Genomic DNA, 15,664 nt, shown 5'->3' with positions numbered 1-15,664 from the left:
AATAAAAATAGAATGGAAATTTAAGATTATACTAGGATTATAAAAAATGATAGGATGAAAGTATTCTCATTTGACGTTTTGGATTCAGCGTGATATAGTGAAAACACTATTGAGCTACATAATGTGGTACGGAAATAAAGCACGTTGTATTAAAGGCTGTAAGCTTGTTATACATTCATGTCCTTTATATCCACCTTTTCATGTGGATTCATAGTTTCATTTTTATTTAGGAGGTACATGACATGCAAACAGGTAAAGTTAAATGGTTTAACGGCGAAAAAGGTTTTGGCTTCATCGAAGTTGAAGGCGGAGAAGACGTATTCGTACATTTCTCAGCTATTCAAGGCGACGGCTTCAAAACTTTAGAAGAAGGTCAAGAAGTTTCTTTCGAAATCGTTGATGGAAACCGCGGACCACAAGCAGCTAACGTTACAAAAAACTAATTAGCTAGCGAAAAAAAGCATTCCGAACTTCGGAATGCTTTTTTTATGCTTTAGAACTAGACTCATCTGAAGATAATTCACCTTTAAAGGTGCGTTCTTCAAAATCATCAAGCAATTGTTCATATTCTTCATGTTCCTCTGTAGCGAAAACTTGTGGGTTTTTTCCATACATATCTGTTCCGATAAAGTTTTCGAAATCCTCTACATAACCAACATTTTCTTCACTATTTACATACATTCCATTATAGTTTTTTGAATCCTGTCTTTCTAAATCGGAGGGTGTTTCTGATGTTCCGTAATTTGCGACGTCTTGCCAAGCGTCTTCAGCATCGTATTCAACAGAATGATCTTCGTCGTGCTTGTGAAACGAAGGAGCTAGCACCTCTTCTTCAACTGGGCGCGTGTTCATATCTAATTTATTTGTAGTGTGCTGAATACACGTTGTAGCAGTTGGCATTGCTTCTAATCTTTCAAATGGAATTTCCTCACCAGACACTTCGCAAATTCCGTACGTACCAGCTTCAATTTTTTGCAGAGCATGTTTCGTATCTTCTAACTGTTTATGCCAAAATTCGATGAGTCCGAAATCTTTCTCACGTTCGTACAATTCTGTAGCCATATCACCTGGATGGTTGTCATAGCTAGACAATTCTCCTACTGAATCACGTTCAGATGCACGGTTTTCATTTTCATGAGTTTGTATCGTTTGTTCAACTTCTTGCTGTTGTTTTTCTAAAATAGATTTAAATTGATTTATTTGTTGTGGAGTTAACATAGTCGTCCACCTTCCTACAATTCGGTTTCTTTACATAGTATGAGCGTTCGGAGTAGGAATTATGAGATGAATTTCAGCTGGGAAGTTGGTATATGAAAAAAGGAGCTGCGTAAGCAGCTCCTTTTTATCCCGCATTAACGGGCAGTAAAACTCCCACCTTAGAATTTGGCTGGAGCAAAGAAGTTAGGTGGGAGACTAACTGCCCGTAAACGCCCGATTGGTTCAACTAATAATCAGTGGGTGATGAACAAAACCCCCACTGATTAAAGTTTCACTTTATAGGAAGTATCCAAGCAATAATCCGATTCCCATTAGGAGACCGAAAATTGTATTTGTTTTTGCTGTTGAAATCATCGCAGGTACCATTTCCATTGGAATGCTTTTGCCGATAAAGCCTTTCGTCGCTTTAAATGCTTTCGGTGCACTTAAGAATACGATAAGCATCCATGGTGATACGATGTTAACGATGATTAAAGCGATTGTCCAAATGTAGGAAACGATGAACATAGAAGCAAGTACACCAACTGCTCTTTCGCGTCCAACGAGAATTGCTAACGTTTTACGACCATTTTCTTTATCACCATCTAAATCACGAATATTGTTAGATAGTAAAATTGCACCAATTAAAATGGAGCTTGGAATAGATAATAAAATCACTTCTGATGTTACTGCCCCTGTTTGGATAAAGAATGAAATACCAATAATAATGACACCCATAAATAATCCTGCTGTTAGCTCTCCAAATGGTGTATATGCAATTGGAATGGGGCCGCCAGTGTAAAGGTAAGCAACGGCCATACAAACAAGACCGATTGCAGCAAGCCACCAGCTAGAGTTCATACAAATATAAACACCTAATAGCGTTGCGATGCCTAAAAATCCGAATGCTAAGTTAAGCACGGTTTTTGGTTTAATGCCATCGCGGACGATAGCACCGCCGATTCCAACTGAACCTTCATGATCGAGTCCTCTTTTATAATCAAAGTATTCATTAAACATGTTCGTTGCTGCTTGAATGAGAAGGCAAGCAAGAAGCATCATAAAGAAAAGAGGAAGATGTATTTGATTTATACCTCCGACCTGCATTGCATAAGCTGTTCCGATGAAAACAGGAACGAAAGCTGCTGTTAATGTATGGGGACGTAATAAACTCCACCAAATGCGCCAGCCGGTTTGTTTACTTGGCTTTTGCGCTGTAGGAGAGGAATTCGTTTCGACGTTCATTTCCATGTTGAACCCTCCTTGGTCACATATTGTACACAATTAAGTGTAGAAAAAGCATCATTTAGTGTCAACGTTTATTTTCTAGGAAGAGAAGGTGAATTTCTCAGAAATGCTAAACGTTGACAGGCCTTTCCTTTGAGGTGTATCTTAAAATCAAGCGTAATTATGACTATTTTTCGCCCATAGGGGGGAGACAATTGTGATTCAAACGAAACAAAAAGGCTTACAAGAAGTTCTTGTTACAGCTATTAAGCGTGCGACTGATGAAAAAACATTAGTTAGTTTTGTAAAACAAATAGATTGGGTGGATCCACTTCTGTTTTATGCAGCAGGAAAAAGGGTCTCATTCGAAAATAGATGTTATTTTGCAGACCCAGCTCAGCATGTAATATTTGCTGGAATTGGCTCTGTTTTCACTATAGCAAATTCTTCTCACAAACGCTTTCAAACTGCTCGTGACGAGTGGGATAAAGTGAAAGAGAAAGCATTTGTACAAAGAGAAGGATATGAATTTGGAACAGGTCCTCTTTTATTTGGTGGATTTTCATTTGACCAAGAAAAAGAAAAAACGAATCTTTGGAAAGAATTTGATGATACCACATTTTCACTACCAGCATTTTTATTAACTGTAAAAAATGAAAAAGCGTGGTTAACCATTAATCAGTTCGTTTCAGCTGAAGATTGTGCAGAAACTCTTTATAACGAAATTATTTCTGTAGAAGAGAGAATTTTACAAGAGAGTAAATGTGCACTAGAAGGATCAAAATTAACAGTTACTTCTAAAGTAGAAGTTGATCCGAAGGGCTGGATGAATGCGATTGGAAAAGTTCAGGATGAAATGAAGCAAGGGAACGTGCAGAAGGTTGTATTAGCAAGGGAGCTAAAATTAACGATGGATCAGCATATTGATTCCGTTCTTGTTTTAGAAGCGCTTCGCATTGGGCAACCGGATTGTTACGTATTTTCTTTTGATTATAAAGGAGCATGCTTCTTAGGGGCGACACCTGAGCGATTGATTCGAAAAGAAGGCGAGAAGTTTACATCGATGTGCCTTGCTGGTTCAATTGGTCATGGCAATTCTATAGAAGAAAGTAAACAAAATGGTGAGACGCTTCTTCATGATGAAAAGAATTTGGCTGAACACGGTTATGTAGTTAACATGATTCGAGGTGTGCTAAGTGAGCATTGCGAATCTGTTAATATTCCGGAGAGCCCGGGCTTATTAACGACGAAAAATTTAATCCATTTATATACGCCAGTAGAAGCAAAAGGCGATGCAAGTCTTTTAGCGATGGTAGAAGAATTACATCCAACGCCAGCTCTTGGTGGTACACCTCGTCATGAGGCGTTGAAATTAATCCGTGATGTAGAGCTTTTAGATAGAGGATTATATGGTGCCCCAATTGGCTTTATAGATGATGAAGGAAATGGTGAATTTGCGGTTGCACTTCGTTGCGGATTATTAAACGGCGAGAAAGCATCCTTATTTGCCGGCTGTGGTATCGTAATTGATTCAGTAGCGCAGCTTGAATATGAAGAAACAAGTTTGAAGTTTAGACCGATGCTTGGTGCTTTGGAGGAATTAATGAAATGAACAATCATATAGAAGCATTATCATATTATTTAGGCGCGTTCGTGGACGAACTGACGCGTCTAAATGTATGTGATGTTGTTATTAGTCCAGGCTCACGGTCAACGCCGATTGCCTTACTAATGGAACAACATGAAGGAATAAAAACATATTTACATGTAGACGAAAGATCAGCAGGATTCTTTGCGCTTGGTATTGCGAAAGCAAAAAAACGTCCTGTTGCACTATTATGTACGTCAGGGACGGCAGCTGCGAACTATTATCCAGCTGTATGTGAAGCGTTTCATTCACGAGTGCCGCTTATCGTATTAACGGCGGATAGACCGCATGAATTACGAGATGTGGGTGCACCACAGGCGATGAATCAATTTAATTTATACGGTACTTTTGTGAAGCAATTTATGGAGATGGCACTTCCGGAGGCGAGCGAAACGATGTATCATTACGCTCGTATGACGACACAGCGTGCGATAGCAAGCGCACTTCTAGCACCGCAAGGACCTATCCATCTCAATTTTCCGCTTCGCGAGCCGTTAATCCCAGATTTTTCATTAGAAAGCTTATGGGATAAAGGGCGTGGTGAATATACAGGAGTAGTTCAGCAAGGAAATGTGACGATGCCGAGTGAATATGTAAATTCTCTTGTAGGGCGCCTTTCAAATATGGAAAAGGGGCTTATTATTTGTGGAGACGGCAGTCATCCAGAAATCACAGAAGTTGTTATGAAAGTAGCTGAGAAAACAGGGTATCCAATATTAGCGGATCCACTTTCTAACCTCCGTAGTGGTAATCATGATAAAACGATGATTATAGATTGTTATGATACATTTTTACGAAATGAATTGTTAAAAGAAACGTGGAAGCCAGATGTTGTAATTCGTTTCGGTGGAATGCCTGTTTCTAAAGCATTAACGCAGTTCATAAAGAAGCAAACGAAGGCAGTTCATATCGTTGTTGATGAATCCGGACAATGGAGAGATCCGGCTGTTGTTGCGACAGAAGTGGTACAAGCAAGTGACATTGAATTTTGCAGAGCATTACTAGAGAAAATGCCAGTTATGAAAAAGAATGATTGGTTCGGAATGTGGAAACATATAAACGAGAAAACGAGAGAAACACTTCATGAGATGGAAACATATGAAACAGCATTTGAAGGAAAAGTAATTACGGATATTGTACGTGTATTACCAAAAGGGGCAACGTTATTTGCGAGTAATAGTATGCCAATTCGCGATACAGATTCATTTTTCTTCACATCGGATAAAAACATTCAAGTAATGGCGAACCGCGGTGTAAATGGTATTGATGGAATTATTTCAACTGCTTTAGGAGCGAGTATTATTTGTGATCCGCTCGTATTAGTAATCGGTGATTTATCATTTTATCACGATTTAAACGGATTATTAGCTGCAAAATTACATGAATTAAATATAACGATTGTTGTTGTAAATAATGATGGTGGAGGTATTTTCTCATTCTTACCACAATACGAGAAAAAGGAACATTTCGAATCATTATTTGGAACACCAATTGGGCTTGATTACGAGCATGTTGTCAAAATGTATGGTGGCTCATTTAGCCGTGTGGATGGATGGGAAAACTTCCGAGAAGAAGTACAAACTGGAACGACAACGAAAGGATTACACGTTGTGGAAATTTGTACGAATCGCGAAGAAAACTTGAAATTACATCGTGAATTATGGGTAAAAACAATGGACGTTATTACTACATCTTTGCAAGGTGAATCAAAATGAAAGTAACATTGCAAGGTGTATCGTATGAATATGAAGTAGCCGGAAGCGGGGAACCACTTCTACTTCTTCATGGTTTTACGGGAAGCATGGAAACGTGGCGTTCCTTTATTCCTTCTTGGAGCGAGCAGTTTCAAGTCATTCTAGTAGACATTGTTGGACACGGGAAAACGGAAAGTCCTGAAGAGGTGACGCATTATGATATTCAAAATGTGGCGCTGCACATGAAGGAACTACTGGATCATCTTCATATTGAAAATGCACATGTACTTGGCTATTCAATGGGTGGTAGACTTGCGATTACGATGGCATGCTTATATCCAGGATATGTGCGTTCTATTCTTTTAGAAAACTGTACAGCTGGACTTGAGAGTGAGGAAGAGCGAAAAGAACGCAAGGAAAAAGATGAACGACTTGCCGATAAAATCGAGCAAGAAGGCATCCGAAATTTTGTATCGATGTGGGAAAATATTCCGCTATTTGAAACGCAACAACGTTTAGCGCAAAACGTAAAAGAAGCGGTGCGAAAAGAACGACTTGCTAATAATCCAAAAGGACTTGCAAATAGTCTTCGCGGCATGGGAACAGGGGCTCAGCCTTCATGGTGGAACGAATTGCAAAACTTAAAAATGCCTGTCCTTTTACTGAATGGAGAAAGCGATGAAAAGTTCTTTCGCCTATTAAAAAACATAGAAAAATGCATCCCTCGCGCGAAATTTGTCAAAATTGATGGTGCTGGCCATGCAATTCATGTGGAACAACCGGAAAAGTTTGATACAATAGTAAAGGGATTTCTAAAAACTATGCAGTGATGCTTTTTTCAGCAAGAAGGAAGTTGCACTTATAGAGGAGATCAGAAATATAAAAGGAGGTAATAGTAATGACTATTGAATGGGTAAAAGAAGGCAATTACGAAGATATTATTTATTCAACATACAATGGCATCGCAAAGATTTCGATTAACCGCCCTGAAGTACATAATGCATTCCGTCCTAAAACGGTAATGGAGTTAATCAATGCTTTTGCGCACGCTCGTGATGATGCAAATGTTGGCGTTATCATTTTAACAGGTGAAGGTGGACGTGCATTCTGTTCTGGCGGCGACCAAAAAGTTCGCGGTCATGGTGGATATGTAGGTGACGACCAAATCCCACGTTTAAACGTATTGGACTTACAACGTCTAATTCGCGCAATCCCTAAACCAGTTATCGCAATGGTAGCAGGTTATGCAATCGGTGGTGGACACGTACTTCATATCGTATGTGACTTAACAATCGCTGCAGACAACGCTGTATTCGGACAAACAGGTCCTAAAGTAGGAAGCTTTGATGGTGGATACGGAGCTGGTTATTTAGCTCGTATGGTAGGCCATAAGAAAGCTCGTGAAATTTGGTACCTATGCCGTCAATATAGTGCACAAGAAGCGCTTGATATGGGCTTAGTAAACACAGTTGTACCATTAGAGCAACTTGAAGCAGAAACAGTACAATGGTCACAAGAAATTTTAGCAAACAGCCCAATGGCACTTCGTTTCCTAAAAGCTGCATTCAACGCAGACACAGACGGTTTAGCTGGTATTCAACAACTAGCTGGAGACGCAACGTTATTGTACTACACAACTGACGAAGCAAAAGAAGGCCGCGACGCGTTCAAAGAAAAACGTACTCCGGACTTCGGTCAATTCCCTCGTTTCCCGTGATCAAAAGCGGAAGCGGCTCGCTTAGAACAAGAGGGCGTTGGAACTCCTGACGTAGAGGCGCTTTTTGCCTCGTAGGAAGGCGTGAAACGACCGACTGTTCTAGCCGCTGTAGCCGAAGATCAAACCGGAAACAAAACAACTAAGAGACTTGATTTCATATCAAGTCTCTTTCTTTCATGAAAGGAGAATGAATAATGGAGACGATGCCGAATTGGTTAATGCAACGTGCATTTTTAACACCAGATCGCACTGCAATTGAAATAGAGGATGAAAAGGTTACTTTTATGCAGCTGCATGAAAAAGTAGTATCTGTTTGTGAACAACTTTCACATGTAGGAGTGAAGCGGGCGCAAAAGGTGGCTGTTCTGATGAAAAATGGTATGGAGATGATTACAGTTATTCACGCCTTATCTTACGTAGGTGCAGTAGCTGTGCTTTTAAATACGCGTCTTTCAAGAGAAGAGCTACTTTGGCAAATGGATGATGCTGAAGTTGTTTGTTTAGTGACGGATCAAGATTTTGGGGCTAAGGATGTTCCCGTATATTCATTTGCTGAAGTGATGAATGGACCGAAGGCGGAAGCATCTATACAAGAAGAATTCTCTTTAGAAGAAGCGATGACAATTATTTATACGTCAGGGACGACAGGGAAACCGAAAGGCGTTATTTTAACGTACGGTAATCACTGGGCAAGTGCAGTCGGTTCCGCGCTTAATTTAGGGCTTCGCGAAGATGATTGTTGGTTAGCTTGTATGCCAATGTTCCATGTTGGCGGGCTATCTCTTTTAATGAAAAATATTATGTATGGTATGCGCATTTTACTCGTTCCGAAATATGATGCTAATTTTATTCATAAAGCACTTCAAACGAGAGGCGTTACGATTATTTCTGTCGTTTCTAAAATGCTAACAGATTTATTAGAACGACTTGGAGAAGTAACATATCCATCTTCTTTACGATGCATGTTACTTGGCGGAGGACCAGCGCCGAAGCCGTTATTAGAAACGTGTGTGGAAAAAGGAATTCCTGTGTATCAAACGTACGGTATGACAGAAACGTCGTCGCAAATTTGTACGTTATCAGCAGATTATATGTTAACGAAAGTAGGATCAGCTGGAAAACCTCTATTTCAATGCCAACTTCGTATTGAAAAAGACGGCGTAGTAGTGCCGCCCCGTGCTGAAGGTGAAATTGTTGTAAAAGGACCGAACGTAACAGGTGGCTACTTTAACCGTGAAGATGCGACGCGTGAGGCGATCAGAAATGGTTGGCTTCATACTGGCGACCTCGGTTATTTAGATGAGGAAGGATTTTTATACGTATTAGATCGCCGCAGTGATTTAATTATTTCTGGCGGGGAAAATATATATCCAGCTCAAATTGAAGAAGTATTGCTCTCTCATCCAGCGGTAGTGGAAGCGGGTGTTGTCGGTATGAAGGACGAAAGTTGGGGCCAAGTACCAGCTGCTTTTGTTGTAAAAAGCGGGGCGGTAACAGAAGAAGAAATTCTTCGTTTTTGCGAAGAGAAATTAGCGAAATATAAAGTGCCGAAGAAAGCGTGTTTCTTAGAGGAATTACCACGAAATGCTTCGAAGAAATTGTTAAGACGAGAGTTAAGACAATTAGTGGAGGAGATGTAGGTGGAAATAAAAAAGGCAACACTTTATATAACGGAAATGCCGCTCGTTATCCCATTTACCGCAAGTTACGGAACTTACGAAAAACGTGAAAGTATCGTCATTGAATTAGAAGATACGGATGGATATGTTGGTTTTGGGGAAGTCGTTGCGTTTTCTGAGCCTTGGTATACGGAAGAAACGGTGAAGACAGCGCTACATGTACTTCAGGATTTTTTATTATCAGATTTATTGAAAGCTGAAATCTCTCATCCGAATGAAGTACCGTCTTTGTTCCAACATATAAAGAGAAACCGAATGGCAAAGGCCGGAATTGAAGGTGCTGTTTGGGATTTATATGCGAAGCGTCAAAAGCAGTCATTAGCGACATTACTTGGTGGAACTAGGACTGAAATTGAAGTCGGCGTTGTGATTGGGATCAATACGATTCCGGTTATGTTAAAACAACTCGAGAAGTACGCGCAAGAAGGATACGAGCGCTTTAAAGTGAAAATAAAGCCAGAACATGATTACGAATTACTGAAAGAAATTCGCAAAGAGTTTCCGCATATCCCGTTAATGGCTGATGCAAATTCAGCTTATACATTAGCGGATACGGAGAAGTTGAAACGACTAGATGAATTCCAACTTATGATGATTGAACAACCGTTAGCGGATTATGATTTTCTTGATCATGCACAGTTGCAAAAGAAAATTGAAACACCGATTTGTTTAGATGAAAGCATCCATAGTTTAGAAGACGCACGTGTTGCGATTACGCTTGGCAGTTGCCAAATCGTTAATATTAAACCGGGGCGAGTGGGCGGATTAACAGAATCCATTCAAATCCATAATTATTGTATGGAGCATAATATCCCGGTTTGGTGCGGCGGTATGGTGGAAATGGGGATTTCACGAGCGCAAAACGTTGCGCTTGCTTCATTGCCGAACTTTACGATTCCTGGAGATATATCTGCTTCTAATAGGCATTGGGAGAGGGATATTATTTCGCCGGAAGTGATGCTTGAGGGCGGGAAAGTAATTGTACCGCAAAGCGTTGAAGCTGAGTATGAAGTAGACCGCGGAAGATTGGCGGAAATCACGAAGCAGCGGATTGTTTTGGAGAGGTAAATTGAACCTTTAATCAGGATGCCCGCAAATAGCGGGAGGATTTTGTCGTTAATTGTCGGTAAGTCGATATAATTGAAAAATCGCTGATATAATTCGAGTTACGGTCGATATAATTGAAAAATCGCCGATATAATTCAAGTTGTGGTCGATATATTTGGAAAATCGCCGATATAATTTCATTTACTATCACAGTATAATCGAGCGTATGAAAACGGAATGAGGTAGGGGGACTAAAATGAAGCACATTTCAATTTTAATAGCTGATGATGAAGCGGAAATTGCTGATTTAATTGAGATACATTTAGAAAAAGAGGGTTACCACGTCGTTAAAGCAGCTGATGGAGAAGAAGCCATGCATATTATTCAAACTCAACCAATCGACTTAGTGGTTTTAGATATTATGATGCCGAAAATGGATGGATATGAAGTGACGAGGCAGATTCGCGGCAAGCACCACATGCCAATCATTTTCTTAAGTGCGAAAACATCTGATTTTGATAAGGTGACAGGTCTTGTGCTAGGCGCAGATGATTATATGACGAAGCCTTTCACACCGATTGAATTAGTCGCACGTGTAAATGCACAATTACGCCGATTTCTTACGTTAAATCAACCGAAAGTAGCGGAGAATAAATCTGCTTTAGAAATTGGCGGAGTCGCTATTGATCCTGAGCGAAGAACAGTAAATGTGTACGGAGAGCCAATTGAATTAACACCAAAAGAATTTGATATTTTATATTTATTAGCAAGTCATCCGAAGAAAGTGTACAGTGTGGAAAATATTTTTCAGCAAGTGTGGGCTGAAGGGTATTACGAAAGTGGAAATACAGTTATGGTACATATCCGTACTTTGCGGAAAAAACTTGGAGAAGATAAAAGAAAGAATAAGTTAATAAAAACAGTGTGGGGAGTAGGGTATACTTTCAATGGCTAAAAAGATGAGAAGCTTTCGATCGAAGATGGTTATGCTATTTGCGTTAAGTATGATATTAGCTGCTGGCGTAACGTATTTACTTTATGAAGGATTACGGATCTATTATAAATTAGTAGTTCGTTATGAGGATCCTTTAGCTCAATTGCGTTCAATGGTAAGACAAATTGGGGATATTAATTTCTTTTTAATTATCTTCATCCCTCTGTCCATTATGTTTTTCTTCTTCCTTACTAGGCCGTATTTAAAGTATTTTGATGAGATTTCAAACGGGATTCATCATTTGGCGAACGGAGATTTTACAAATCAAGTTCGCGTTTCATCAAATGATGAGTTTGGATATATCGCCCGCGAAATGAATGTAGCGAGTGAGAAATTAAAAGAAGCAGTTGAACGAGGAGATTTTGCGGAAAGTAGTAAGGATCAGCTCATTGTTAACTTAGCTCATGATTTAAGAACGCCATTAACATCTGTTTTAGGTTATTTAGATTTAATTCTTAAAGATGAGAATTTGACGAAGGAACAAATTAAACACTTTTCCACAATTGCTTTTACGAAATCGGAAAGGCTTGAAAGCTTAATTGATGAATTATTTGAAATAACGAGAATGAATTATGGCATGTTGCAAATTGAAAAAAGACCAATTGATATAAGTGAATTACTTATACAGTTAGAGGAAGAATTGTATCCGTTATTAGAAAAAAAGGATTTAGAGGCGAGATTGAATATGAATCCGCATTTACCTATTAATGGTGACGGAAAATTATTAGCACGAGTATTTGAAAATCTTTTAACGAATGCAATTCGCTATGGGTATGATGGAAAGTTTGTTGATGTGAACGGATATATTGATCGTGAAGAGGTAGTTGTACAAATTATAAATTACGGAGATAGCATTCCAGAAGAAGATTTACCGTATCTTTTTGATATGTTTTATACAGGTGATAAGGCAAGATCAGAGCAGCAAGGTAGTACAGGCCTTGGGTTATTTATTGCGAAAAATATTGTCGAGCAGCATAACGGTACCATTTCTGCTGAAAGTAATGTAATTAGAACGATATTTGAAGTGAGATTACCAAAAGAAGAGAATCAGGCGATTTAATAAAAATTTAAACTTTACCCCACTTTTTATTTTAATAGTTTTTTCTATTCTATACGTAAGTTACGTTAAGGAGGAACTAGAAATGAAAAAGTGGGTATTTATTTCTCTTTTTATATTATGTACAGTCTGTGTAGGCTTTTATATATCACCATTATTTCAAAAGGATATCGATGTTAAAATTGCAGAAAAAGATAATAAGGTAAAATCGGCGAATATTGAAAAGGTAGAGGTTACAAAAGAAGAGATTTATAAGGGAAATCTATTATTAGTTAATAAAGATTACCCAGTTAAAAAAGATAGTATTAGGTCCGACATTATAAATGTAAATCACAATAGTGAATTAGTAAGAGGTTATGTGATATTTGATAGGAATCTTCGCTTATCAAAGGATGTTGTGAGTAAGTTTTTGAACGTTGTCGATGCAGCTGGAAAAGATGGAGTACAACATTTCTTAATGAATAGCGGGTATCGAGATTTTAAAGAACAAAGTAAATTATATAAAGAAATGGGATCTGATTATGCACTCCCAGCAGGATACAGTGAACATAATTTAGGATTATCACTGGACGTTGGGTCTACTCAAAAGAAAATGGAGAAAGCTCCTGAAGGAAAATGGATTGAAGAGAACGTATGGAAACACGGATTTGTGTTACGTTATCCGAAAAATAAAAGTAATATTACAGGTATTCAATACGAGCCGTGGCACATCCGTTATGTAGGCTTACCACATAGCGCAATTATGCAAAAAAAGAAGATTACGTTAGAGGAATATTTGGACTTTTTAAAAGAGGAAAAAGAAGTTTCAACTGAGGTTGAAGGTAAGAAATATACGGTTTCTTATTATAAAGTTTCAGATCGTATGAACGTGAATGTTCCAGTAAATAAGCAATATGAAATTTCGGGGAACAATATGGACGGGGTTATTGTGACGGTTCAAGAATAGAGAAAAAGGCTGGTCCGTTTTGGGTCAGTCTTTTGGCATATAAGAAATAGATTGCCGTTTTTTGTCGGTAAATCGATATTCCTTGTCGAATCATTGATATAATCTCCTGTACTATCAACATTGTGTGGATTGTTTTTTTATTTACCATTAAACATTATAACGTTATATTTACTTTTCTTTTTTTTCGTGATACTCTAAATATGTGAAAGAGATATAAAATGAAACTTTAATGTAAGCGTATTCTTATGGCTTCTTATAGAAAAGGGTGGAAATACAATGACAGAACGATTCGTGCTACGTAATGTGAAACGTGTGAACGGGGAAGAGATTGACATTGTAGTTGAAAATAATAAAATCGCACAGGTGACGAAAGCTGGTGCTGGCGAAGGTGGAAAGGTTCTTGATTACGCAGGTACTTACGTATCGAGTGGATGGATTGATTTGCACGTTCATGCTTTTCCAGAGTTTGATCCGTATGGCGATGAGGTGGATGAAATTGGCGTTAAGCAAGGGGTAACGACAATTGTTGATGCGGGAAGCTGCGGAGCTGATCGCATTGCGGATTTAGTGTTAAGTAGAGAGCAGGCAAAAACGAATTTATTTGCCTTTTTAAATATTTCTCGCATCGGTTTGAAACGAATTGATGAATTATCCAATATGGAATGGATAGATAAAGAGAAAGTAATAGATGCAGTAGAAAAGTATAAAGATGTAATCGTTGGGTTAAAAGCGAGAATGAGTAAAAGTGTCGTTTGTGATAGCGGAATTGAACCGCTGCACGTGGCTCGCTCGTTATCTCGCGAAACATCATTACCGATTATGGTACATATCGGTTCAGCGCCTCCACGTATAGAGGAAGTTGTACCTCTTTTAGAAAAAGATGATGTGATTACACATTACTTAAACGGGAAAGAAAATAATTTATTTGATGAAGAAGGCAAACCGCTACCTGTGTTAATCGATGCAGTGAATCGCGGTGTTCACTTAGATGTTGGGCATGGCAATGCTAGCTTTTCTTTTAAAGTAGCAGAAGCAGCGAAGCGTCACGGCATTGCTCTTAATACAATTAGTACAGATATTTACCGGAAGAATCGTATACACGGTCCAGTTTATAGTATGGCTAACGTTCTTTCGAAATTCCTTTACTTAGGTTACACACTTGAAGAAGTGATTGATGCGGTTACGAAAAATGCGGCAGAGTGGCTGAAAAAACCAGAGCTTGGCCGCATTCAAGAAGGGGATATTGCGAACTTAACTTTGTTTACGGTTAAAGATGAACCGATTACGTTAATTGATTCAGAAGGGGATCAGCGCATTGCTGAAAGAAGAATTGATACGAAAGGGGTTGTAATCAATGGGTCATTCATTGAATGCTAAGTATGGATTAAAACGTGTAATTAATGCGAGCGGTAGAATGAGTATTTTAGGTGTATCGGCTCCGACAAATACAGTCATGGATGCGATGAAACATGGCGGACAAAATTATGTAGAGATTGCAGATTTAGTAGATAAAGCAGGAGACCATATTGCTAGCATTCTAGATTCAGAGGCAGCAGTTGTTGTGAACTCAGCATCGAGCGGAATTGCGCTTTCTATCGCTGGTATTGTGACAGGAGGAAATCGTCGTAAAAGTGAACGGCTTCATCAAGAGGTTATTGCGAAAAATGAAGTGATCATGCTGAAAGGTCATAACGTTCAATACGGTGCTCCTGTTGAAACGATGATTTATTTAGGCGGCGGTAAGCTCGTTGAAGTAGGTTACGCAAATGAAGGGAAAGCAGAGCATATTGAAGATGCGATTGGTGAAAATACAGCAGCTATTCTGTATGTAAAATCCCATCATGCAGTGCAAAAAAATATGATTTCTGTTGAAGAAGCATGGGAAGTTGCACAGCGAAATAATGTACCACTTATCGTTGATGCGGCAGCTGAAGAAGACATTCAAAAATATGTGAAGTATTCAGATCTAGCAATTTATAGCGGTTCAAAGGCGATTGAAGGTCCTACTTCGGGTATTGTCGGCGGTAAACGAAAATATATTGAATGGCTGAAAGTACAATTACATTGCATCGGAAGAAGTATGAAAGTTGGGAAAGAGACGACTTTCGGTTTACTTCAAGCACTGGATGAATACGGAGTGAAAGAAGATAAGAGTGAACAAGAAAAAGAATTGTTACAAGTACTTATGCCGCTGAAAGAGTTAAACGGTGTAAATGTAACAATCGTTCAAGATGAAGCTGGAAGATCGATCTTTAGAGCGCGTATTCATATTAACGAGAACGAATTAAATAAAACTGCAAAAGATGTTGTGACCGCGTTACGCGAAGGGGAAATCGCAATTTACACACGTGATTACGGAGTAAGACAAGGGTTCTTTGATATCGATCCACGTCAACTTCAAAGTGATGATATACATGTGATTGAAGAAAAAATGAGAGAAATTGTAGGGGGAAACTAA

14 protein-coding genes are annotated in these 15,664 nt (G+C 38.9%); 12 read left to right on the top strand and 2 right to left on the bottom strand.

The window, feature by feature from the left end; all coding sequences use genetic code 11:
• Positions 1-242: 242 nt before the first annotated feature.
• Complete coding sequence (gene cspD / locus V7038_RS03405; protein WP_001193051.1) at positions 243-443, top strand: cold-shock protein CspD; 201 nt, start codon at positions 243-245, stop codon at positions 441-443.
• Between the two features lie 43 nt (positions 444-486).
• Here cspD and V7038_RS03400 read toward each other — a convergent pair whose 3' ends face one another.
• Complete coding sequence (locus V7038_RS03400; RefSeq protein ID WP_002112546.1) at positions 487-1,218, bottom strand: yteA family sporulation protein; 732 nt, start codon at positions 1,216-1,218, stop codon at positions 487-489.
• 276 nt (positions 1,219-1,494) lie between these two features.
• The gene (locus V7038_RS03395; protein ID WP_002112545.1) at positions 1,495-2,448 is read right to left on the bottom strand and encodes a 1,4-dihydroxy-2-naphthoate polyprenyltransferase; all 954 of its coding nucleotides are present in this window, start codon (positions 2,446-2,448) and stop codon (positions 1,495-1,497) included.
• 193 nt (positions 2,449-2,641) lie between these two features.
• On the opposite strand from V7038_RS03395, the gene V7038_RS03390 reads away from it, so the two are divergent.
• The 11 genes from V7038_RS03390 (at position 2,642) to V7038_RS03340 (ending at position 15,664) form a co-directional block, all read left to right on the top strand.
• Positions 2,642-4,036: an isochorismate synthase gene (locus V7038_RS03390; RefSeq protein ID WP_002112544.1), complete on the top strand. Its 1,395-nt coding sequence runs from the start codon at positions 2,642-2,644 to the stop codon at positions 4,034-4,036.
• Positions 4,033-5,787, top strand: a complete 1,755-nt coding sequence (gene menD, locus V7038_RS03385; protein ID WP_335469155.1) for a 2-succinyl-5-enolpyruvyl-6-hydroxy-3-cyclohexene-1-carboxylic-acid synthase — start codon at positions 4,033-4,035, stop codon at positions 5,785-5,787. The genes V7038_RS03390 and menD overlap by 4 nt, the downstream gene beginning before the upstream one ends.
• Complete coding sequence (gene menH / locus V7038_RS03380) at positions 5,784-6,596, top strand: 2-succinyl-6-hydroxy-2,4-cyclohexadiene-1-carboxylate synthase (RefSeq protein WP_335469152.1); 813 nt, start codon at positions 5,784-5,786, stop codon at positions 6,594-6,596. The genes menD and menH overlap by 4 nt, the downstream gene beginning before the upstream one ends.
• 68 nt (positions 6,597-6,664) lie before the next feature.
• Positions 6,665-7,483 carry a 1,4-dihydroxy-2-naphthoyl-CoA synthase gene (menB, locus tag V7038_RS03375; protein ID WP_002112539.1) on the top strand — a complete coding sequence of 273 codons (819 nt, stop codon included), beginning with the start codon at positions 6,665-6,667 and terminating at the stop codon, positions 7,481-7,483.
• A 194-nt stretch (positions 7,484-7,677) separates the two neighbouring features.
• Positions 7,678-9,123, top strand: a complete 1,446-nt coding sequence (locus V7038_RS03370; RefSeq protein WP_335469150.1) for an o-succinylbenzoate--CoA ligase — start codon at positions 7,678-7,680, stop codon at positions 9,121-9,123.
• Positions 9,124-10,230 carry an o-succinylbenzoate synthase gene (gene menC, locus V7038_RS03365; RefSeq protein ID WP_335469147.1) on the top strand — a complete coding sequence of 369 codons (1,107 nt, stop codon included), beginning with the start codon at positions 9,124-9,126 and terminating at the stop codon, positions 10,228-10,230.
• A gap of 235 nt (positions 10,231-10,465) precedes the next feature.
• Positions 10,466-11,164 carry a response regulator transcription factor gene (locus tag V7038_RS03360; RefSeq protein ID WP_002112536.1) on the top strand — a complete coding sequence of 233 codons (699 nt, stop codon included), beginning with the start codon at positions 10,466-10,468 and terminating at the stop codon, positions 11,162-11,164.
• Positions 11,157-12,263, top strand: a complete 1,107-nt coding sequence (locus V7038_RS03355; RefSeq protein ID WP_335469145.1) for a sensor histidine kinase — start codon at positions 11,157-11,159, stop codon at positions 12,261-12,263. The genes V7038_RS03360 and V7038_RS03355 overlap by 8 nt, the downstream gene beginning before the upstream one ends.
• An 82-nt stretch (positions 12,264-12,345) precedes the next feature.
• Positions 12,346-13,206 (top strand): D-Ala-D-Ala carboxypeptidase VanY, encoded by an 861-nt coding sequence (locus V7038_RS03350; protein ID WP_002112532.1) that lies wholly within the window; start codon positions 12,346-12,348, stop codon positions 13,204-13,206.
• Between the two features lie 276 nt (positions 13,207-13,482).
• Complete coding sequence (locus tag V7038_RS03345) at positions 13,483-14,583, top strand: amidohydrolase/deacetylase family metallohydrolase (RefSeq protein WP_335469142.1); 1,101 nt, start codon at positions 13,483-13,485, stop codon at positions 14,581-14,583.
• Positions 14,561-15,664, top strand: a complete 1,104-nt coding sequence (locus V7038_RS03340) for a DgaE family pyridoxal phosphate-dependent ammonia lyase (protein ID WP_335469139.1) — start codon at positions 14,561-14,563, stop codon at positions 15,662-15,664. The genes V7038_RS03345 and V7038_RS03340 overlap by 23 nt, the downstream gene beginning before the upstream one ends.

Origin of the sequence: Bacillus sp. JJ783 (genome assembly GCF_036963225.1) — a bacterium.
Classification (GTDB): Bacteria; Bacillota; Bacilli; order Bacillales; family Bacillaceae_G; genus Bacillus_A; species Bacillus_A cereus_U.
Note: the sequence above shows the minus strand (reverse complement) of the source record. Positions and strands in the feature narration are given on the sequence as shown.